The sequence below is a fragment of the Bradyrhizobium sp. SZCCT0148 genome, from assembly GCF_018129985.1.
Classification (GTDB): domain Bacteria; phylum Pseudomonadota; class Alphaproteobacteria; order Rhizobiales; family Xanthobacteraceae; genus Bradyrhizobium; species Bradyrhizobium japonicum_H.
This window is the reverse complement of record NZ_JAFCKT010000001.1, coordinates 398178-418478: the sequence shown is the minus strand read 5'-3', so window position 1 is coordinate 418478 and position 20301 is coordinate 398178. Positions and strand designations below refer to the sequence as shown.

17 protein-coding genes are annotated in these 20301 nt (G+C 64.5%); 10 read left to right on the top strand and 7 right to left on the bottom strand.

From position 1 onward, the window contains the following. The first annotated feature begins 1 nt into the window (after position 1). Complete coding sequence (locus tag JQ580_RS01990; RefSeq protein WP_212278068.1) at positions 2-853, top strand: hypothetical protein; 852 nt, start codon at positions 2-4, stop codon at positions 851-853. A 15-nt stretch (positions 854-868) separates the two neighbouring features. Here JQ580_RS01990 and JQ580_RS01985 read toward each other — a convergent pair whose 3' ends face one another. The 6 genes from JQ580_RS01985 to JQ580_RS01960 form a co-directional block, all read right to left on the bottom strand. Next, the gene (locus tag JQ580_RS01985) at positions 869-1642 is read right to left on the bottom strand and encodes an SDR family NAD(P)-dependent oxidoreductase (protein ID WP_212278067.1); all 774 of its coding nucleotides are present in this window, start codon (positions 1640-1642) and stop codon (positions 869-871) included. A 120-nt stretch (positions 1643-1762) separates the two neighbouring features. Next, positions 1763-2905: a pimeloyl-CoA dehydrogenase small subunit gene (gene pimD / locus JQ580_RS01980; RefSeq protein WP_212278066.1), complete on the bottom strand. Its 1143-nt coding sequence runs from the start codon at positions 2903-2905 to the stop codon at positions 1763-1765. 150 nt (positions 2906-3055) lie between these two features. Then, positions 3056-4246: a pimeloyl-CoA dehydrogenase large subunit gene (pimC, locus tag JQ580_RS01975; protein ID WP_212278065.1), complete on the bottom strand. Its 1191-nt coding sequence runs from the start codon at positions 4244-4246 to the stop codon at positions 3056-3058. A gap of 150 nt (positions 4247-4396) precedes the next feature. After that, entirely contained in the window at positions 4397-5584 is a 1188-nt protein-coding gene (locus JQ580_RS01970; protein ID WP_212278064.1) for an acetyl-CoA C-acyltransferase, read from the bottom strand. After that, the gene (gene pimA, locus JQ580_RS01965) at positions 5581-7263 is read right to left on the bottom strand and encodes a dicarboxylate--CoA ligase PimA (RefSeq protein ID WP_212279177.1); all 1683 of its coding nucleotides are present in this window, start codon (positions 7261-7263) and stop codon (positions 5581-5583) included. The genes JQ580_RS01970 and pimA overlap by 4 nt, the downstream gene beginning before the upstream one ends. Positions 7264-7429: 166 nt before the next feature. Then, positions 7430-9526: a 3-hydroxyacyl-CoA dehydrogenase NAD-binding domain-containing protein gene (locus JQ580_RS01960; protein WP_212278063.1), complete on the bottom strand. Its 2097-nt coding sequence runs from the start codon at positions 9524-9526 to the stop codon at positions 7430-7432. Between the two features lie 131 nt (positions 9527-9657). Here JQ580_RS01960 and JQ580_RS01955 point away from each other — a divergent pair, with 131 nt between their 5' ends. The 9 genes from JQ580_RS01955 (at position 9658) to JQ580_RS01915 (ending at position 19594) form a co-directional block, all read left to right on the top strand. Then, positions 9658-10524, top strand: a complete 867-nt coding sequence (locus JQ580_RS01955) for an IclR family transcriptional regulator (protein WP_212279176.1) — start codon at positions 9658-9660, stop codon at positions 10522-10524. Positions 10525-10590: 66 nt separating this feature from the next. Further along, positions 10591-11388 (top strand): ABC transporter ATP-binding protein, encoded by a 798-nt coding sequence (locus tag JQ580_RS01950; RefSeq protein ID WP_212278062.1) that lies wholly within the window; start codon positions 10591-10593, stop codon positions 11386-11388. After that, on the top strand, positions 11385-12098 hold the full coding sequence (locus tag JQ580_RS01945; protein WP_018318824.1) for an ABC transporter ATP-binding protein: 714 nt from the start codon (positions 11385-11387) through the stop codon (positions 12096-12098). The genes JQ580_RS01950 and JQ580_RS01945 overlap by 4 nt, the downstream gene beginning before the upstream one ends. A gap of 14 nt (positions 12099-12112) precedes the next feature. Then, positions 12113-12991: a branched-chain amino acid ABC transporter permease gene (locus tag JQ580_RS01940; protein WP_212278061.1), complete on the top strand. Its 879-nt coding sequence runs from the start codon at positions 12113-12115 to the stop codon at positions 12989-12991. Positions 12992-12993: 2 nt separating this feature from the next. Further along, on the top strand, positions 12994-14013 hold the full coding sequence (locus JQ580_RS01935) for a branched-chain amino acid ABC transporter permease (protein ID WP_212278060.1): 1020 nt from the start codon (positions 12994-12996) through the stop codon (positions 14011-14013). A 30-nt stretch (positions 14014-14043) separates the two neighbouring features. After that, entirely contained in the window at positions 14044-15279 is a 1236-nt protein-coding gene (locus JQ580_RS01930; protein WP_212278059.1) for an ABC transporter substrate-binding protein, read from the top strand. A gap of 132 nt (positions 15280-15411) precedes the next feature. Further along, positions 15412-16638 (top strand): ABC transporter substrate-binding protein, encoded by a 1227-nt coding sequence (locus JQ580_RS01925; protein WP_212278058.1) that lies wholly within the window; start codon positions 15412-15414, stop codon positions 16636-16638. Between the two features lie 240 nt (positions 16639-16878). Further along, positions 16879-18108: an ABC transporter substrate-binding protein gene (locus tag JQ580_RS01920; RefSeq protein WP_212278057.1), complete on the top strand. Its 1230-nt coding sequence runs from the start codon at positions 16879-16881 to the stop codon at positions 18106-18108. Between the two features lie 202 nt (positions 18109-18310). Beyond that, positions 18311-19594 (top strand): glycerate kinase type-2 family protein, encoded by a 1284-nt coding sequence (locus JQ580_RS01915; protein ID WP_212279175.1) that lies wholly within the window; start codon positions 18311-18313, stop codon positions 19592-19594. Between the two features lie 67 nt (positions 19595-19661). Here the strand turns inward: JQ580_RS01915 and JQ580_RS01910 are convergent, their stop codons facing one another. Beyond that, a complete protein-coding gene (locus JQ580_RS01910; RefSeq protein WP_094892866.1) occupies positions 19662-20195 on the bottom strand; it encodes a MarR family winged helix-turn-helix transcriptional regulator in 534 nt (177 codons plus the stop codon). Positions 20196-20301 lie beyond the last annotated feature (106 nt).

The window sequence follows — 20301 nt, the reverse complement described above, 5'->3', positions numbered from 1 at the left end:
GGTGGCCGCGGCCGCGCTGCTGCTGGTCTGCAGCCTGGCCACGCCACGCTACGGCGCGGCCCTGCAGCAGCCTGCCGTCACCACGCGCGACGGCACCCTCGTCACCCTCAACCGCTATGTTCAGGAGCCGACGCCTGACATCGTGCTGGTCGGCAGCTCGGTCACGTGGCGTCTCAAGGAGCAGTATTTCTCGCTGCCGCGCCTGCGCAATTTGGCGCTGGCCGGCGGTTCACCGGTGACCGGCCTCGCCATTGTCGCCGGGCAAGCGCGCCTGCCGAAGACCGTCCTGATCGAGACCAATGTGCTGTCGCGCGAAGCCGACGGCGCGCTGATCGAGACATTTTCGCATGGCGCGGGCGTGGAGGCACTGCTGCTGCGGCCGGTGCGGACGGCGATCGCCGCCTATGAGACCTGGAATCATGCCGGCCCCGATGCCGCCCGGTCGCGCGCCGAGCAAGATCGCCTGCTGAGCCGCCCGCCCGGTACGTTCGACAACAAGGTCTATCTCGACCGCGCGCTGCAGCAGATGAATGACGGCGACCCGACCGCCCCGGCACGCGCGAACGTGGTCCGCATGCGGCAACTCATCGACGATCTGCAGCGGCGCGGCGTTCGCGTCTTCCTGATTCACATTCCCTTCGCGCCGGAGATCGAGGGCTCGCGCATGGTCCGGACGACCGGCGAGATCGTCCACGACGCCTTCCCCGACCGCAGCCTCTGGCTGCCGATCGATCCGCCGGGAAGCGAGCTGCGCTGGGACGACGGGGTGCATCTCGACGAACGATCGTCCCTGATCGTCGCGCGCGCCATCGAAAGCGCACTCGCCGGGCGCCGCGACGCGCGCGGGCCGTAGCCCTGCGGGCGGCGGCTATACCGCGGCGGTGGTGACGCCGCCGTCGATCACGATGGTCTGCCCCGTCATGAAGCTCGATGCATCCGAGGCAAGATAGGCCACCGCGCCGGCGATCTCGTCGGGCTCGCCGATGCGGCGCAGCGGCGTGGTGGCGGTGCGGCGCTTGAGGTTGGCTTCGTCCTCCCACAGCGCGCGGGCGAAATCGGTCTTGACGAGGCCGGGCGCGATGCAGTTGACGCGGACGCCTTTCGGGCCCCATTCACCGGCGAGCGAGCGGCACAGCGCGAAATCGGCGGCCTTGGAGATGCCATAGGCGCCGATCACGGTGGAGCCGCGCAAGCCCCCGATCGAGGAAATGATGATGACGGAGCCGTTGCCGCGCTCGGCCATCTGCGGGATCGCCAGCGCGGAGAGCCAGATGTTGCTCTTGACGTTGGAGCCCATGATCTTGTCGAAGGCCTCGTCGGTGATGTCGAGCAGCGGGCCATAGTAAGGATTGACGGCCGCGTTGCAGACCAGGATGTCGATCTTGCCGTAATGCTTCGTGGCGCCCGAGATCAGCGCCTCGACCTCGGCCTTGCGCGCGATGTTGCAGGGGATGACGGTGGCGTCGCCCCCGGCCGCGATGATGCCGTCGGCGACCTCCTGGCAGGCTTCCGCTTTGCGCGATGAGACCACGACCTTGGCACCGAGCTTCGCCAGCAATTCGGCGGAGGAGCGGCCGATGCCACGGCTGGAGCCGGTGACCACGGCGACCTTGCCGGTGAGATCGAACGGGGTGTTTTTCATGAGGGTTCCTCGAATGCTTCGTCATTCCGGGGCACGCCTCGTGGCGCGAGCCCGGAATCCATACTCCCGATCGTGGTTACGGATCCCGGGCTCGCGCTTCGCGCGCCCCGGGATGACAGGTCAGATCAACCCGCCCGCATCCGCGACGCGGCGCTGGTGGTAGTCAGTGTCACCAAAGCTGTTCTCGATCATGGTGAGGCGCTTGAAGTAGTGGCCGATCCTCGCTTCCATGGTCATGCCGATGCCGCCATGGAGCTGGATCGCCTGCTGGCCCACGAACTTCAGCGACTTGCCGATCTGCACCTTGGCTGCGGCGATCGCGTTGGCGCGCTCCTTGGCGTCCTCGAAATCACCGGCCATGGTCGCAAACATCGACATCGAGCGGGCCTGCTCGGCCGCGACGAACATGTCGGACGCCCGATGCTGCAGCGACTGGAACGAGCCGATCGCGACGCCGAACTGTTTTCGGGTCTTGATGTACTCGACCGTGGTCTTGAGCGACTCGTCCATCAGGCCGACCGCCTCGGCGCAAAGCGCGATGCGGGCTTCATCGACGACGCGTTCGATCAGCGCGAGCGAATCCTCGGGGTTGCCGAGCACGGCGTCCGCGCCGACCTCGACACCGGTGAAGGTGATGTCGGCGGCGTGCAGGCCGTCCTGGGTCGGATAGCTCTTCTTGGCAACACCCTTGGCGTTCGCCGGGACCAGGAACACACCGATGCCGCTCTTGTCGCGACGATCACCCTTGGTGCGCGCGGTGACGATCAGGGTGTCGGCATTCTCGCCGTTGAGGACGACGAACTTCTCGCCGTCGATCACCCAGCCGTCGCCCTTTTTCTTCGCCGTCGTCGACACGTCGAACAGATCGTAGCGCGAGTTCTTTTCCAGCTGGGCAAACGCCAGCGTCTTGCTGCCGTCGATGATGCCGGGCACGTGCGCAGCCTTCTGCGCGTCGGTGCCGGCATGGCGGAGGAACCCGCCGCCGATCACGACCGTGGCGAGATACGGCTCGAGCACCAGCGCCTTGCCGAGCGCCTCCATCACGATCATGGTCTCGACGCCGCCGCCACCGAAGCCGCCGTCGGCCTCCGCGAACGGCAGGCCGAGCAGACCCTGCTCGGCGAGCTTGCCCCAGACCGCTTTGCTCCAGCCGCCCTTTTCCTTCATATATTTCTTGCGGCTATCGAAATCGTAGGAATCGGTCAGCAGCCCGTCGATGCTGTCCTTGAGAAGCCGCTGCTCCTCGTTCAGATCAAAATCCATGTCTTTGGTTCCTCGTACCCGAAATTTTCGTTTAGTCATCCCGGGGCGCGCGCAGCGCGAGCCCGGGATCCATACTCCCGATCGTGGTTATGGATTCTCAGGTGCGCAATTGCGCACCGTAGCTCGCCCTGCGCGCGCCCGGAATGACGGCTAGAGCCCCAGCACCGCCTTGGCGATGATGTTGCGCTGGATCTCGTTGGAGCCGCCGTAGATCGAGACCTTGCGGTTGTTGAAATAGCTCGGCGCGATCTGGGCGGTCCAGTCCATGGCTTCGTTCGAGCCGTCGTCGCCGTGCTCGTCGTAGGGCGCGGCGAACGGGCCGATCACTTCCATCAGGAGCTCGGTGGTGGTCTGCTGGATCTCGGAGCCCTTGATCTTCAGCACGGAGGAAGCCGGATTGGGCTTGCCCTTGCCGTGCTTGCCCTCGTCGGCGACGACGCGCAGCTGCGTGAGCTCGAGCGCCTTCAGCTCGATCTCGCAGGCGGCCAGCTTCTCGCGGAACGCGGCGTCCTGGATGATCGGCTTGCCGCCGGATTCGACCTTGCCGGCGAGATCACGGATGCGGCGCAGCCGCTCCTTGGAGACGCCGACGCGGGCGATGCCGGTGCGCTCGTTGCCGAGCAGGAATTTTGCGTAATCCCAGCCCTTGTTCTCCTCGCCGATCAGGTTCTCGACCGGGACCTCCACGTCGTCGAAGAAGACCTCGTTGACCTCATGGCCGCCGTCGATGGTCTGGATCGGACGCACGGTGACGCCTTTCGACTTCATCGAGAACACGATGAAGGAGATACCCATCTGCTTCTTCGCACCGGGATCGGTGCGGCAGAGGCAGAAGATCATGTCGGCGTGCTGGGCGAGCGTGGTCCAGGTCTTCTGGCCGTTGATGATCCACTTGTCGCCCTTGCGCTCGGCCTTGGTCTTGAGCGAGGCGAGGTCGGAGCCGGAGCCGGGCTCGGAGAAGCCCTGGCACCACCAATCGTCGACATTGGCGATGCGCGGCAGATACTGCTTCTTCTGCTCCTCGTTGCCGAAGGTGTAGATGACGGGGCCGACCATGCTGACGCCGAAGGCGAGCGGCTGCGGCGCGGGATAGGACTGCAGCTCCTCGTTGAAGATGTAGTGCTGCACGGAGGTCCACCCGGTGCCGCCATATTGCTTGGGCCAGTGGCTGACGCCCCAGCCCTTCTTGTTGAGGATGCGCCACCACGTCACCATCTCGTCCTTCGAGAGGTGGCGGCCCTCGACCATCTTGCGCCGGGTATCCGGCGGCACGTTGTCGCGGAAGAACTGCCGCACTTCCTCGCGAAACGCCTGCTCTTCTTTCGTGAATGCGAGATCCATCGGATCCTCCTGTGAGCCAATCTTGTTCCAACTGAATTCCGCCGTCATTCCGGATGCGCCGCAAGGCGCAGGCCCGGAATCCATATCCCCGACCGGTGGTTATGGATTCCGGGCTCGCCGCGTCGCGGCGCCCCGGAATGACAGAAACGTCTACTGCAACACTTCGAACAATCCGGCCGCGCCCATGCCGCCGCCGACGCACATGGTCACCACCGCATACTTGGCCTTGCGGCGGCGGCCCTCGATCAAGGCGTGGCCGGCAAGGCGCGCGCCGGACATGCCGTAGGGATGGCCGACTGCGATCGCGCCGCCGTCGACGTTGATCTTGTCGGGGTCGATGCCGAGCTTGTCGCGGCAATACAGCACCTGCACCGCGAAGGCTTCGTTGAGCTCCCACAGGCCGATGTCGTCGACGGTGAGGCCGTGGCGCTTGAGCAGGCGCGGCACCGCGAAGACCGGACCGATGCCCATCTCGTCCGGCTCGCAGCCGGCGGAGACGAAACCGCGGAAGATGCCGAGCGGCTTGAGGCCGCGCTTCGAGGCTTCCTTGTCGCTCATGATCACGGAGGCGCTGGCGCCATCCGAGAGCTGGCTGGCATTGCCGGCGGTGATGGTGAAACCCTCGCCGCGCACAGGCTTGAGGCCGGCGAGACCTTCGAGCGTGGTCTCGGGGCGCGGGCCTTCGTCCTGCGACAGCGTGACGTCCTTCATCGACACGGTGCCGGTCGCCTTGTCGGTGACCGCCATCTGCGTCGTAATCGGCGCGATCTCCTCCTTGAACTTGCCGCCCTGTTGCGCTGCCGCCGTGCGGCGCTGGCTCTCCAGCGAATACTCGTCCTGCTTCTCGCGGGAGATGCCGTAGCGCTTGGCGACGACTTCGGCGGTGTCGATCATGGGCATGTAGACCTCGCCCTTGATCTTGAGCAGCGCGGGATCCTGGGCGTGGAAGCCGTTCATCTTGTCGTTCTGCACGAGCGAGATGGACTCGCCGCCGCCGCCGACAGCGATCTCGACACCGTCGAAGATCACCGAGCGCGCGGCCAGCGCGATGGCCTGCAGGCCGGAAGCGCATTGCCGGTCGATCGTTGTACCGGCGACGGTGACGGGAAGGCCGGCGCGGAGCAGCGCCTTGCGCGCGATGTTGCCGCCGGTCGCGCCCTGCTGCAGCGCCGCGCCCATCACGACGTCCTCGATCTCCTTCGGATCGACCTTGGCGCGGGCGACGGCTTCGCCGATGGCGTGGCCGAGCAGGGTTGCGCCCTCGGTGGCATTGAGCGCGCCGCGATAGGCCTTGCCGATCGGGGTGCGGGCGGTGGAAACGATGACGGCGTCGGTCAAGAGCGACCTCCTGATATGGCTTGAGTGGATTGTGACGGTTTCTGCTGCTGGCGCAATTCGTGGCGCGACAATTTTCCGACCGGCGTGCGCGGCAAATCGTCGACGAACTCGACCTCGGTCGGCAATTCGTGCTTGCCGACCTTACCGGCGAGCTGCGCGCGCAGCTCGTCGAGCGAGAACGGCTTGACGCCGGGCTTCAGCTTGATGAAGGCCTTGGCGGCCTCGCCCCGATACTGGTCGGGAATGCCGAGCACGATCACCTCGTGCACGCCTGCAATCGTGTAGATCGCCTGCTCGATCATCTGCGGATAGACGTTGAAGCCGCCGGAGATGATCATGTCCTTCTTGCGGTCGACCAGGAAGAAATAGCCGTCGGCGTCGACATAGCCGATGTCCCCGGTGAGGAAACGGCCGTCGACGAAGGCATCGGTCGATCCCTCCGGCTTGTTCCAGTAGCCCTTGGTAACGTTCGGGCCCTTGATGCGGATCTCGCCGACTTCGCCGGGCGGCAGCACTTTCGTCGGATCGTCCAGTGCGACGACGTCGAGCTCGATGCCGGGCAGCATCAGGCCGATCGAGCCCGGCTTCTCGGGGCCCGTGGGCGGATGGCCGGTGCCGGGCGAGCAGGTCTCGGTCATGCCCCAGCCGCTGCGCAGCTTCTTGCCGACCTTGCGCTCGAAGAAGTTCGCGACCTCCACCGGCAGCGGCGCGCCCCCGGAACCGATGGTGGCGAGCGAGGAGAAATCGCGCTTGTCGAGATCCGGGAGCGCCGCGATCGCGATCCACATCGTCGGCACGCCCGGAAAATACGTCGCGCGCTTGAGCTCGATGTCGCGCATCACGGCCTCGACGTCGAAGCGCTGATGCAGCGAGATCAGATTGCCGCGGCTGAGCGAGGACAACAGCACGACGGTCAGCGCGTAGATGTGAAACAGCGGCAGCACGCAGATCACGCGCTCGATCGTATCGCCGCGCGCCGCGCGCGACGGCTTGCCCCAGACGTCGTAGATCGACACCGCCGAGGTGAGATTGCCGTGCGTGAGCATGGCGCCCTTGGGCAGGCCGGTGGTGCCGCCGGTGTACTGCAGCAGCGCGACGTCGTCGGCCGTGACCGACGGCCATTGCGCGGGCGCTGTGGCACCTTCGACGAAGGCCTTGAAGGTGACGATGCGGGGATCGTCTGGGATCGCGGCCTGCGGCGTGCCGACCTTGCCCCAATCATCGTCCTCGCAGACGACGAGGCGGTCGATCAGCCCCTTTTCAAGGAACTTCAGCGCGGTCGGCAGCAGGGCCTGGAGGTTCGAGGTGACGAGCAGGCGCGAGCCGGAATCCGAAACCTTGTGGGTCAGCGCGATCTCGCCGTCGAGCGGCGACAGATGCGCGACGCGGGCGCCCGCCTTCAGCGCGCCGAAGAAATTGACGGGGTGATCGGGCGTGTTGCCGAGGAACAGCGCGACCGACGTGCCCTTGCCGCAACCGGCGCGCAGGAACGCCGCTGCCGCGCGCTCGGCCCGAGCTGCGAGCTCGGTGTAGGTAATCGGGCGATCGCGAAACTCGAGCGCCGTGCGCGGCCCGTAGTCGGCAGCCGACTTCGACAGCAGGTCAGGCAGCGAGCCCTGGACGATGGTGTCGTCCCAACGCACGCCCTCGGGATAAAACTGTTCGCCGGGATGGGTCATTTTCTGCATCACATTCGGTCGTCGTTCCGGGGCGATGCGAAGCATCGAACCCGGACTCCATCGGGCAGCGCACTCCGAGGCGAAATGAATTCCGGGCCTGGCCCTGCAGGCCATCTCCGTTGCGCAATTGCGCAACGGAGAATGACGTCGGGAGTGCAGGCCCCCATCAAGCCGCCTTCGAAGAAGCTGCGAGCGAAGCGAACGTCTTGCCTTCGGCCGCGAGCTTCTTCAGTAGCGGCGCCGGCTCGAGGCTCGGGTCGTTGGTCTCCTTGGCGTAGAAGGCCAGGCGATCGGCGATGTGCTTGAGGCCGACGCTGTCGGCCCAGAACATCGGGCCGCCGCGGTAGATCGGCCAGCCGTAGCCGTAGAGCCAGACCACGTCGATGTCGGAGGGACGCGCGGCAATGCCCTCTTCGAGGATCTTCGCCCCCTCGTTGATCATCGGATACATCATGCGCTCGAGGATCTCGTCGTCGCTGACCACGCGCTTCTTGCGGCCGAGGCGCAGCAGGGTCTCGTCGATCAGCTTCTCGACTTCGGGATCCGGCAGCGGCGCGCGGGAGCCGGCTTCGTATTTGTAGTAACCCTTGCCGGTCTTCTGGCCGAAACGGCCGGCTTCGCACAGCGCGTCCGCGATCTCGGACTTGATGCCGCGGTCCTTGCGCGAGCGCCAGCCGATGTCGAGGCCGGCGAGGTCGCCCATCGCGAACGGTCCCATCGGCATGCCGAACTTGGTGACGACGGCGTCGACCTGCTGCGGCAGCGCGCCTTCGAACAGCAGCTTTTCCGACTGCTTGCCGCGCTGGGCCAGCATGCGGTTGCCCACGAAACCGTCGCAGACGCCGACCACCGCCGGCACCTTCGCGATCTTGCGGGCGATGTTCACCGCGGTGACGAGCGCATCCGGCGCGGTCTTGTCGGCGCGCACGATCTCGCACAGCTTCATGACGTTGGCGGGCGAGAAGAAGTGCATGCCCAGCACGTCCTGCGGACGCTTTGTCGACTTCGCGATCTCGTCGATGTTGAGGTACGAGGTGTTGGAGGCGAGTACGGCGCCCGGCTTGACGTACTGGTCGAGCTTGCCGAACACTTCCTTCTTCACCGCCATGGTCTCGAACACGGCCTCGATGACGAGGTCGGCATCGCCGACGTTCTCGATGCCGACGACGCCGTTGATCAGCGCCATGCGCTTGGCGGGCGCGTCGGCCGGGATGCCGCCGCGCGCGGCGGTTGCTTCCCAGTTCTTCTGCATGATGCCCATGCCGCGCTTGAGCTGCTCCTCGCCGGTCTCGATCAGGGTGACGGGAATGCCGGCATTGGCGAACGACATCGCGATGCCGCCGCCCATGGTGCCGGCACCGAGGATGGCGACGCGGTTCACGGGACGCGGCTTGGTGCCTTCGGGGACGCCGGCGATCTTGGCGGCTTCACGCTCGGCGAAGAACGCATAGCGCTGCGCCTTGGACTGGTCGCTGGAGACGAGCTTCAGGAAACCCTCGCGCTCCTTCTTCAGACCTTCGTCGAAGGGTAGGTCAATGGCGTAGCCGACGGCGTCGGCGGCGGCGAACGGCGCTTCCAGCCCGCGCGACTTCTTGGTCATGGCGGCGACCGCATTGGTGAAGATCGAGCGGTCGGCCTTGGCGGCCGCGAGCTTGGAATCGTCGTCGCGCAGACGCTTCAGAGGACGCTTCTCGGCGATCAGCTTGCGCACGAACGCCTCGCCGCCCGAGGCCGGACCTTCGACGATCTCCTCGATCAGACCGTGCTTGAGGGCCTCAGCCGCACCGATCGGATCGCCGCCGACGATCATCTTGACCGCGAGCTCGGGACCGACTGCGCGCGGCAGACGCTGGGTGCCGCCGGCACCCGGTAAAAGTCCGAGCTTCACCTCGGGCAGGCCGAGCTTCGCTTCCTTCACCGCAACGCGGTAGTGACAGGCGAGCGCGACCTCGAGGCCGCCGCCGAGCGCCGTGCCGTGGATCGCGGCGACCACCGGCTTCGGCGAATTCTCGATCTCGGACAGCACGTCGTTGAGGGCGGGCGGCTTCGGCGGCTTGCCGAATTCGGTGATGTCGGCGCCGGCGATGAAGGTGCGGCCGGCACAGGTCAGCACGATGCCCTTGATGGCGGGATCGGCGATCGCGGCCTTGATGCATTCCAGGATGCCACCGCGGACCGCGGCACTCAGAGCATTGACCGGAGGGCTGTCGACCGTAACGATCCCGACCTCATCATGACGCTCAAGCTTGACCACTTCGCTCACGGTATTCCCTCCTTGGTGGGGATTTGCTTTTGTTCGATTTCGCGGTGCGGAATTTAATTCCGCATCTTGACGGCAGGGTTATTTTGAAGCACGTGGCTTGTCAACGACTCCGCGCAAGAAGCAGATCAGGGATGAAGCGTACAGGAAAGAAGACCGCGACCGATCGGAATTTCGTCGTCGCGCTCTCCCGCGGACTGGACGTATTGCGCGCATTCCACCCCAACGACGGTCTTCTCGGCAATCAGGAGATTGCGGCTCGGACCAACCTGCCGAAGCCGACCGTGTCGCGGCTGACCTACACCTTGACCAAGCTCGGCTATCTTGCGCCGGTTCCCCGCTTCGAGAAGTATCAGCTCACACCCGCTGCGATGTCGCTCGGCTACGCCGCGCTCGCCAATCTCGGCGTTCGGCATTTGTCCGAGCCGTTCCGGGAGGATCTGATGCGCGCGACCGGCGGCGCCGTCGCCGTCGGCGGCCGCGACCGTCACAGCATGATTTATTTCGGGCAAAGCCGCGGCAGCGAGACCGTCGGGGTTCAACTTGACGTCGGCTCCCGCGTGCCGATTGCAACCAGTGCGATGGGCCGCGCTTATTTCTGGGCGCTCGACGATTCGGACCGCGCGGAGCTGTCGCGCCTGTTGCGCGAACATTACGGCAGCCGCTGGCCCAAGATGCGCGACGGACTGGAACGTTCTGGCGAGACCGTCGCGAAACACGGTTTCGCGATCTCCGTCGGCGACTGGCACGACGACATCGGCGCCGCCGGCGTCGCACTCAGGCTCAACGACGGAACCGGTCCGTACGCATTCAATTGCGGCGCGCCCGCATTCCGCTTCACGGAAGAGCGCTTGATCAACGACATTGGACCGCGTCTGCTAGCGATGGTAAGGAACATCGAAGCGGCACTCGGGGGTCTGATGCCGCATTCCAAAAAAGACGTCAGCAAAAAGCTGAAATCAGGAGGGAAACTTGCTCGTGTGGCCGAGGGGATCAGATAGCCTTTGTCATCATCGGGAGCGGTTCGCATCGCCCCTTCGCTCACTGAACGACGTGAGCGAGACGAGATGACGCAGGCACAGCTCGCGCAGGGGACATCGCCCCTGCTCGCGGTTCGCGACGTCAGCGTCGTGTTCGGCGGCATCATTGCGCTCAACGGCGTGTCCTTCGACATGCACAAGGGCCAGATCCTCGGCTTGATCGGCCCCAACGGCGCCGGCAAGACGACGCTCTTCAACTGCCTGTCCCGGCTCTATCAGCCGTCGTCCGGCGACATCCTGATGGAAGGCGCGAGCATCCTGTCGCGGCCGCCGCACCGGATCGCCGAGATCGGCATCGGCCGCACGTTCCAGAACGTGGCGCTGTTTCCGAACCTCTCGGTGATGGACAACGTCCGCGTCGGAACCCACGCCCGAACCTCCAGCGACATCATCAGCGACTCGCTGCGCCTGGCCTGGATCCGCCGCAGCGAGAGCGACGTGAACAAGAAGGTGCACGAGATCCTCGCCTATCTCGACCTCGAGGACGTCGCCCACACCATCGTGTCCGGCCTGCCCTTCGGCACGCAGAAGCGCGTCGAGCTGGCACGCGCGCTGGCGGCGGAACCGAAGATCCTGTTGCTCGACGAGCCTGCCGGCGGCCTCAACCACGAGGAAGTCTACGTGCTCGGCGACCTCATCCGCAAAATCCGCACCGAGCGCCACATGACGGTGCTGCTGGTCGAGCATCACATGGGCCTCGTGATGTCGATCGCCGACCACGTCGTCGCGCTGAACTTCGGCAAGAAGCTCGCGGAGGGCACCCCTAGCCAGGTGCAGGCGGACCCCGACGTCATCAAGGCCTATCTCGGGAGCAAGGACCAATGACGACATTGCTCAACGTCAAGGATCTGCGCGCTTATTACGGCCAGGTCCAGGCGCTCCATGGCCTGTCCTTCTCGCTCAACGAGGGCTCGCTCGTAACGCTGCTCGGAGCCAACGGCGCCGGCAAGACCACCACGTTGCGCGCGATCTGCAACATGGTGCGCTCCACCGGCGGCATCGAATTCGACGGCAAGCCGCTGAACAACCGCTCCACCGAGAGCATCGTGCGGTTCGGCATCGCCCACGTGCCGCAGGGCCGCGGCACCTTCACCACCATGACGGTGGAGGAAAACCTGCAGCTCGGCGCCATCACCCGCAAGGACAGCGCCGGGATCGTCTCCGACATCGAGCGCATGTATGCGCATTTCCCGGTGCTGAAGCAGCGCCATACCCAGCAGGCCGGCACGCTCTCCGGTGGCGAGCAGCAGATGCTCGCGGTCGCGCGCGCCCTGATGCTGCGACCGCGGCTGATGCTGCTGGACGAGCCCTCGTTCGGCCTCGCGCCGCTGGTGGTGCGCGACCTGTTCGGCATCCTCGGCAAGATCAACCGCGAGGACAAGGTGTCGATCCTCGTGGTCGAGCAGAACGCCCAGCTCGCGCTCGAGCTCGCCGACCAGGCCTACGTGATCGAGACCGGCCGCATCGTGATGTCTGGCAACGCCAAGGACATCGCGAACAACGAAGAAATCCGCAAATCCTATCTGGGTTACTGAGGGAGCCGGGACAAATGGAGCTTTTTACCAACCAGGTCCTGGCTGGAATCGCCACCGGTGCCATTTACGCCTGCATGGCGCTGGCCGTGGTGATGATCTACCAGGCCATCGACCATCTCAACTTCGCGCAAGGCGAGATGGCGATGTTTGCAACTTTCATCTCGTGGCAGCTGATGCAGTGGGGTGTGCCCTATTGGGGTGCATTCGTGATCACGCTGGCCTTCGCCTTCGTCGGCGGCGTCGCGATCGAGCGCATCCTGTTCAAGCCGCTCGCCAAGGCGCCGGTGCTGACCAATGTCGCCGGCTTCATCGCGCTGTTCGCGATCATCAACTCCTCGGCCGGCCTGATCTGGGACTTCACGATCAAGCAATACCCGACCCCGTTCGGCTCCTCGCCGTTCCTCGGCAGCCAGCTGATCTCGACCCACCAGGCCGGCATGATCGGCGTCACCGTGCTGCTGCTGATCGCGCTGTACTTCTTCTTCCAGTACACGCGGATCGGCCTCGCCATGCGGGCCGCCGCCTCGGTGCCTGAATCCGCCCGCCTCGTCGGCATCAACACGAGCTGGATGATCGCGCTCGGCTGGGGCATGGCGTCGGCGATCGGCGCCATTGCCGGCATGCTGATCGCGCCGGTCGTGTTCCTGGAGCCCAACATGATGGGCGGCGTCCTGATCTACGGCTTTGCGGCCGCCGTGCTCGGCGGATTGACCAGCCCGTTCGGCGCCGTCGTCGGCGGCTTTCTCATGGGTATCTTCGAGAACCTCGCCGGTACCTATATCCCCGGCGTCGGCAACGAGCTGAAACTCCCGATCGCGCTCGCGCTGATCATCTCCGTCCTGGTCGTCAAACCCGCTGGCCTGTTCGGCCGGCACATCGTCAAGCGAGTTTGATCATGAGCGCAGCAGAAGAAGTCGTTGCCGAAGGCCATCAGGCGGTCGAGGCCGTTCCGAAGCGGGCCATGACGCTGGGAACCGGCACCTCGCTGGTGGTGCTGGCAGCGCTGTTGATCGTGCCTTTGCTGGTCAAGAACTTCATCATCTTCCAGATGACGATGCTCCTGATCTACGGGCTCGCCGTGCTGGCGCTGAACATCCTGACCGGCGGCTCCGGCCAGTTCTCGCTCGGCCAGAGCGCGTTCTACGCCGTCGGCGCCTATACGTCGGCGGTGTTGATGGAGCATGCCAACCTCAACTACGCACTGACCATTCCGATTTCCGCCGTGGTCTGCTTCGGATTCGGTTATCTGTTCGGCAAGCCGGCCCTGCGACTGTCGGGCGTCTACCTCGCGCTCGCGACGTTCGCGCTCGCCACTGCCATGCCGCAACTGCTGAAGCTGAACTTCCTGGAACACTGGACAGGCGGCGTGCAGGGCCTCGTCGTCACCAAGCCGGACGCTCCGTTCGGCCTGCCGATGTCGCAGGACACGTGGCTGTATTACTTCACGCTGCTCGTGACCGTCGCGATCTACATCTTCGCGGTGAACCTGCTGCGCTCCCGCTCGGGCCGCGCCTTCATGGCGATCCGCGACAACGAGATCGCGGCCTCCGCCATGGGCGTCGACGTCGCGCGCTACAAGACGCTCGCCTTTGGCGTCTCCGCCGCCGTCACCGGTATCGCCGGCTCGCTCGGCGCCATCGCCGTGCAGTTCGTCGCTCCCGACAGCTACACCATCACGCTCGCGATCTCGTTGTTCCTCGGCATGGTGGTCGGGGGCGTCGGCTGGCTGCCCGGCTCGTTCGTCGGTGCGGCCTTCATCATCTTCGTGCCGAACATGGCGGAGAGCATCTCCAAGGGCCTCTCCGGCGCGGTGTTCGGCGTGCTGCTTTTCCTCGTCATCTACCTCGTGCCGCACGGCGCAAGGCAGATCGCGATCCTGGGCCAGCAATTGGTCGGCAAGCTCAGGAAGAACTGAAGACCCGTTAGATTAGAGAAGGAGATCGAATTGTCGTTTGGAAGAACACTCCGAGCCGCCGCGCTGGTCACGGCAACGGCGGCCGTCACTCTCGCCTCCGGTGCAGCATTCGCGCAGAAGAAGTACGACACCGGCGCGTCCGATACCGAGATCAAGATCGGCAATATCATGCCGTACAGCGGTCCGGCGTCGGCCTATGGCGTCATCGGCAAGACCGAAGAAGCCTTCTTCAAGATGATCAACGACAAGGGCGGCATCAACGGCCGCAAGATCAACTTCGTCACCTATGACGACGGCTATTCGCCGCCGAAGGCCGTCGAGCAGGTCCGCAAGCTGGTCGAGAGCGACGAAGTCCTGGTCGTCTTCAATCCGCTCGGCACGCCCTCGAACAGCGCGATCCAGAAGTACCTCAACTCCAAGAAGATCCCGCAGCTGTTCGTCGCCACCGGTGCCACCAAGTGGAACGACCCGAAGAACTTCCCCTGGACCATGGGCTGGCAGCCCTCCTACCAGAGCGAAGCCCAGATCTACGCAAAATGGCTGATGAAGGAAAAGCCCAACGCCAAGGTTGCGGTCCTCTATCAGAACGACGACTTCGGCAAGGACTACCTCAAGGGCACCAAGGACGGCCTCGGCGCCAAAGCCTCGTCCATGATCATCATGGAAGAGAGCTACGAGGTATCCGAGCCCTCGATCGACGGCCACATCGTCAAGATCAAGGCCGCCAACCCCGACGTGCTGTTGATCTATACGACGCCCAAGTTCGCGGCCCAGACCATCAAGAAGACGGCCGAGCTGAACTGGAAGCCGCTGCAGATCCTCACCAACGTGTCGATCTCGGTCGGCAGTGTGATGAAACCGGCCGGCTTCGAGAACTCCGAGGGCGTGCTGTCGGCGGCCTACGCCAAGGACTCCACCGATCCGCAGTGGGCCAACGATCCCGGCATGAAGAAGTGGAACGAGTTCGTCGACAAGTACATGCCGGGTGCCGACAAGTCCGACACCAGCATGGTCTACGGCTACGGCGCGGCGTCGACCCTCGCCAAGGTGCTGGAGATGTGCGGTGACGATCTCACCCGCGCGAACATCATGAAGCAGGCCGCGAGCCTGAAGGACTTCGCGCCGGATACCCTGCTACCGGGCGTCAAGATCAACACCAGCCCGACCGACTTCGCCCCGATCGCCCAGCTGCAGATGCAGCGCTTCAAGGGCGAGAAGTGGGAACTGTTCGGCGAGATCATCAGCGGCGACGTCGCCTCCGAGTGACGCTGCCGCCATAGTCCGGATCCGGTCAGAAACGACAAAGCCCCCGCGGGCAACCCGCGGGGGCTTTTTGTTGACGTTAGGCGTCATTCTTGTTCAATGCGCCGCACCGATCCATTCCGGGGTGGGAGAAAGATGACTGCCGTTCGTTCTCAGGTTGCGGCGCTCTGGACCGCGCTCGCTTTGTGCACTGCGATGAGCAGTTCGGCACTGGCCCAGAAAAAGTACGACAGCGGCGCATCCGATACCGAGATCAAAATAGGCAATATCATGCCGTACAGCGGCCCGGCCTCGGCTTACGCCGCGATCGGCAAGGCCGAGGAAGCCTATTTCAACAAGGTCAATGCCGAAGGCGGCATCAACGGCCGCAAGATCAAGTTCATCTCCTATGACGACGCCTATTCGCCATCGAAGACGGTGGAACAGGCGCGCAAGCTGGTCGAAAGCGATGGCGTTCTGCTGATCTTCGGCTCGCTCGGGACCTCCACCAACAGCGCCATCCGCAAATACATGAACGAGAAGAAGGTGCCGCAATTGTTCGTGGCGAGTGGCGCCTCGAAATGGAACGATCCCAAGCAATATCCGTGGACCATGGGCTGGCAGCCGAGCTACGCGAGCGAGGCGCGCATCTATGCCAAGTTCGTCATGAAGGAGAAGCCGGACGGAAAGATCGGTGTGCTCTACCAGAACGACGATTTCGGCAAGGACTACCTGAAGGGACTGAAGGACGGCCTCGGGCCCAAGGCCTCGATGATCGTGCTGCAAGAGGCCTACGATACCTCCGAGCCTGCGATCGACGAGCACGTCGTGAAACTGAAAGCCTCGGGCGCCGACGTCTTCATCAGCATCACCACGCCGAAATTCGCCGCGCAGGCGATCAAGAAGGCGGCAGAGATCAACTGGCATCCGGTCCACATCGTCTCCAACGTCTCGGCCTCGGTCGGCGGCGTGATCGAGCCCGCGGGCCTGGAGATCTCGCAAGGCCTGCTGTCGGCGAGCTACACCAAGGACGGCTCCGATCCGCAGTGGAATGCCGACGACGGCATGAAGAAGTTCTACAACTTCGTCGCTCAATACGATCCCAAGGCCAACAAGCTCGATGCCGGCGTCGTGTTCGGCTATGCCGCAGCCCAGACCATGGTGAAGGTGCTGCAGATGTGCGGCGACGACCTCACCCGCGACAACGTCATGAAGCAGGCGGCGTCCCTGAAGGATTTCGAACCCGACACGCTGCTGCCCGGCATCAGGATCAACACCGCGGCCGACAATTTCGCCCCGATCGAGCAGCTGCAGATGATGCGCTTCAAGGGCCGAAAATGGGAGCTGTTCGGCGACATCATCTCCAGCGAAATGGGCCACTGACCCAGCGCAACTCAAAATCGCTCGGAGATTGGTTAATCAACTCAAGACAGCCGGATCTTCTCGCAGTCGCACACGAGACCGGCCGCGCCCTTGACTACTAAAGGAGCAGCCCCCGCGACGCCGTCGCGGGGGCTTTCTGTTGAAGGCATCAGCCAAATCGTATTGAATTGCGGCAGCGTCGCCAAAAAGACCGAGACAAGAAAAGGGGCGCACACACACCAAAGAAATAGGGAGATAGGAATGCCCGCTGTCACCGGCAAACTTGCGGCCGCGTCACTGGCGCTTGCGCTCATTGCGGCGTCGGCCTCAACTGCATCGGCCCAGAAGAAATACGATACCGGCGCGACCGATACCGAGATCAAGATCGGCAACATCATGCCCTACAGCGGACCAGCCTCCGCCTACGGCGTCATCGGGCGGACCGAAGCCGCCTATTTCAAGAAGATCAACGAGGAGGGCGGCATCAACGGCCGCAAGATCAACTTCATCTCCTACGACGACGGCTATTCGCCGCCGAAGACCGTGGAGCAGGCGCGCAAGCTGGTCGAGAGCGACGAGGTGCTGTTGATCTTCAACTCGCTCGGCACGCCGCCGAACTCGGCGATCCAGAAATACATGAACTCGAAGAAGGTGCCGCAGCTCTTCGTTGCAACGGGCGCCACCAAGTGGAACGACCCGCAGAACTTCCCATGGACCATGGGGTGGCAGCCGAACTACCAAAGCGAGACGCAGATCTACGCCAAATACATCCTGAAGGCGATGCCGAATGCTAAGATCGGCGTGCTCTACCAGAACGACGATTACGGCAAGGACTATTTGAAAGGCCTGAAGGACGGGCTCGGTGCCAAGGCCGCAAGCATGATCGTGCTGGAGGAAAGTTACGAGACGTCGGAGCCGACGATCGACAACCACATCGTCAAGCTGAAGGCGACCGGAGCCGACGTCTTCGTCAACATCACCACACCGAAATTCGCGGCCCAAGCCATCAAGAAGACCGCCGAAATCGGCTGGAAGCCGACCCACTTCCTCAACAACGTCTCGGCCTCGGTCGGCAGCGTGATCAAGCCCGCCGGCTTCGAGAATTCGCAGGACATCATCTCGGCCGCTTACCTGAAAGACGTGTCCGATCCTCAGTGGAAAGACGACCCCGGGATGAAGGGATTCCTGGAGTTCATGACCAAGTACTTCCCGGAAGGCGATAAGCTCGACGGCGGCACGGTCGTCGGGTACGGCGTGGCGCAGACGCTGGTGGAGGTGCTGAAGAAGTGCGGCGACAATCTTACGCGCGAGAACGTCATGAAGCAGGCGGCGAGCGTGAAGGACTTCCGCACCGAGGTGCTGCTCCCCGGCATCAAGATCAACACCGGCGCCAACGACTTCGCTCCGATCAGCTCGCTCCAGCTCATGAAGTTCAAGGGCGAGAAGTGGGATCTGTTCGGCGACGTGATCAGCGCTGACGCCGGGGGTTAGCCTCCAGCCTGATCCGAATGTTCAAGGCCCTCCGCGAGATCATCGCGGAGGGCCTTTTGCCATGCGGCGATTATCGTCACGCGATTGCATAATCAAATGACGGCGAAGCGTGCTTACGCTTTGCCGTCTGATGCGGTAGGCATGGGGAACGGCGGCGAATTCCGCCAGTCTGCCTCTTCTCCGTCTGCCGAAAGCCATCGTGATGACCGACCGCCGTCCCCTGCTCCGCGCGCTCTATGACGCCGCCGTTGCCGCCGCCCATCCCGATGTGGTGCTGGCGCCGCACTTGCGGCCGGCGCCGAAAGGACGCGTGATCTGCCTCGCCGCCGGCAAGGGCGCCGCCGCCATGGCCGCGGCGGCCGAACGGCATTATCTCGATACGCTGCAGTTCGCACCGGAACGCATGGTCGGCATCGCCACGACGCGCCACGGCTACGGCGTGCCGACGCGCCGCATCCGCGTGGTCGAGGCCGGGCATCCCGTGCCGGACGAAGCTGGCCTCAAGGGCGCGGCCGACACGCTCGCGCTCGCGGGCGAAGCCGGCCCTGACGATCTGCTGCTGGTGCTGCTCACCGGCGGCGGCTCGGCGAACTGGATCGCCCCCAGCGAGGGCATCAGCTTCGCGCAGAAGCAGGCGGTCAACAAGGCGCTGCTCCGCTCGGGCGCGCCGATCGGCGAGATGAACGTCGTCAGGAAACATCTGTCGCGGATCAAGGGCGGCCGCCTCGCACGTGCCGGCAGGAATGCGGCCGAGATCGTGACGCTCGCGATCTCCGACGTGCCGCATGACGATCCTTCCGCGATCGCCTCCGGTCCCACCGTGCCTGATCCGACCACGCTGGCCGATGCGCGCGCCATCGTCGCGAAATACAGGCTCGACATCGACGATGCCGTGCGCCGCGCGCTCGACGATCCCGCCAACGAAAGCTGCAAGCCCGGAGATGCTGCCTTCGCTCGCGCGCAATTCGAACTGATCGCGCGGCCCAAGCAGTCCCTCGACGCCGCGGTGAATCTCGCGCGCGCCGCCGGTTACGAGACGATCGACCTCGGCGCCGATCTGGAAGGCGAGGCGCGCGAGGTGGCCGCCGATCACGCCAGGCTGGCGCTGCAGGCGCGCGCGCAAGGCAAGCGCCTCGCGATCCTCTCCGGCGGTGAGCTCACCGTCACCGTGCGCGGCAACGGGCGCGGCGGGCCGAACCAGGAATACGCGCTGGCGCTGGCGTCGTTGTTGAAGGACATGCCTGATGTTTCGGCGCTGGCGGGCGACACCGACGGCGCCGACGGCGGCGCCGGCCATCCCACCGACCCCGCCGGCGCGCTGATCGATGCGACGACATTCGGAAAGATGAAGGCGCTGTCGCTGCAGCCGCAAGCGTACCTGGACAACAACGACGCCACGACGTTCTTCGAGGCGACGGGCGATCTGCTGCAGCCCGGCCCGACGCTGACCAATGTGAACGATATCCGGGTGATCTTGGTGGATTGAGGCCGAGATATCCTTGCCGTCATGGCCGGGCTCGTCCCGGGCATGACGGGGTCGTAGAGCGCTTTCCTCAGAACTCGTTCGCGACCTTCGCGAGCATCGCGATCAGGGCTTCGCGGTTGGCCTGCCCGAGCAGCTCGTTCAGGCGGGCCTCGTGCTTGGTGGCGACGAGCTTCTTGGCGCGGGCCAGCACCGCCTTGCCCTTGTCGGTCAACACCAGAATGTGCGAGCGGCGGTCGTTGGTGGAGCGGATCCGCGCGCAAAGGTCGCGGCTCTCGAGATTGTCGAGCATGGCGACGAAGTTCGGCCTGAGGATGCCGAGGGTGGAGGCGATCTCGGTCTGGTTACGGCCGGGATTCTTCTCGACCAGCAGCAGCACGGAGAACTGCGCCGGCGTGAGCTGGAGCGAGGCCATGCAGCGCAGGAAGTTCTCGAACACCTTGAGCTGCGCCCGCTTCAGCACATAGCCGAGCTGTTCCGATAGCTCGCCGAGCTGGAGCGCTTCGCCGGCGCCCTGACCTTGCAGCTCGGCCGCGTCCTTGCGGCCCTTGGCCGTGTCGGCCGGCTTTTCGGAGGACTTTTCGGCGGCTTTGGAAACGGTCATCGCCTCGTGCTCGTAATCCCGCTAAGTTCGGGAGGGATCGTTCCCGCCCTTGATGTTATATTTGATAATTGTTATGGACCATATCAAATATCGTCAGCGTTTTTCA

Coding starts and splice junctions, on each gene's coding strand:
- JQ580_RS01985 (WP_212278067.1), bottom strand. CDS start 1,642: ATGAAAAACACCCCGTTCGATCTCACCGGCAAGGTCGCCGTGGTCACC.
- pimD (WP_212278066.1), bottom strand. CDS start 2,905: ATGGATTTTGATCTGAACGAGGAGCAGCGGCTTCTCAAGGACAGCATC.
- pimC (WP_212278065.1), bottom strand. CDS start 4,246: ATGGATCTCGCATTCACGAAAGAAGAGCAGGCGTTTCGCGAGGAAGTG.
- pimA (WP_212279177.1), bottom strand. CDS start 7,263: ATGACCCATCCCGGCGAACAGTTTTATCCCGAGGGCGTGCGTTGGGAC.
- JQ580_RS01955 (WP_212279176.1), top strand. CDS start 9,658: ATGAAGCGTACAGGAAAGAAGACCGCGACCGATCGGAATTTCGTCGTC.
- JQ580_RS01950 (WP_212278062.1), top strand. CDS start 10,591: ATGACGCAGGCACAGCTCGCGCAGGGGACATCGCCCCTGCTCGCGGTT.
- JQ580_RS01945 (WP_018318824.1), top strand. CDS start 11,385: ATGACGACATTGCTCAACGTCAAGGATCTGCGCGCTTATTACGGCCAG.
- JQ580_RS01940 (WP_212278061.1), top strand. CDS start 12,113: ATGGAGCTTTTTACCAACCAGGTCCTGGCTGGAATCGCCACCGGTGCC.
- JQ580_RS01935 (WP_212278060.1), top strand. CDS start 12,994: ATGAGCGCAGCAGAAGAAGTCGTTGCCGAAGGCCATCAGGCGGTCGAG.
- JQ580_RS01925 (WP_212278058.1), top strand. CDS start 15,412: ATGACTGCCGTTCGTTCTCAGGTTGCGGCGCTCTGGACCGCGCTCGCT.
- JQ580_RS01920 (WP_212278057.1), top strand. CDS start 16,879: ATGCCCGCTGTCACCGGCAAACTTGCGGCCGCGTCACTGGCGCTTGCG.
- JQ580_RS01915 (WP_212279175.1), top strand. CDS start 18,311: ATGACCGACCGCCGTCCCCTGCTCCGCGCGCTCTATGACGCCGCCGTT.
- JQ580_RS01910 (WP_094892866.1), bottom strand. CDS start 20,195: ATGACCGTTTCCAAAGCCGCCGAAAAGTCCTCCGAAAAGCCGGCCGAC.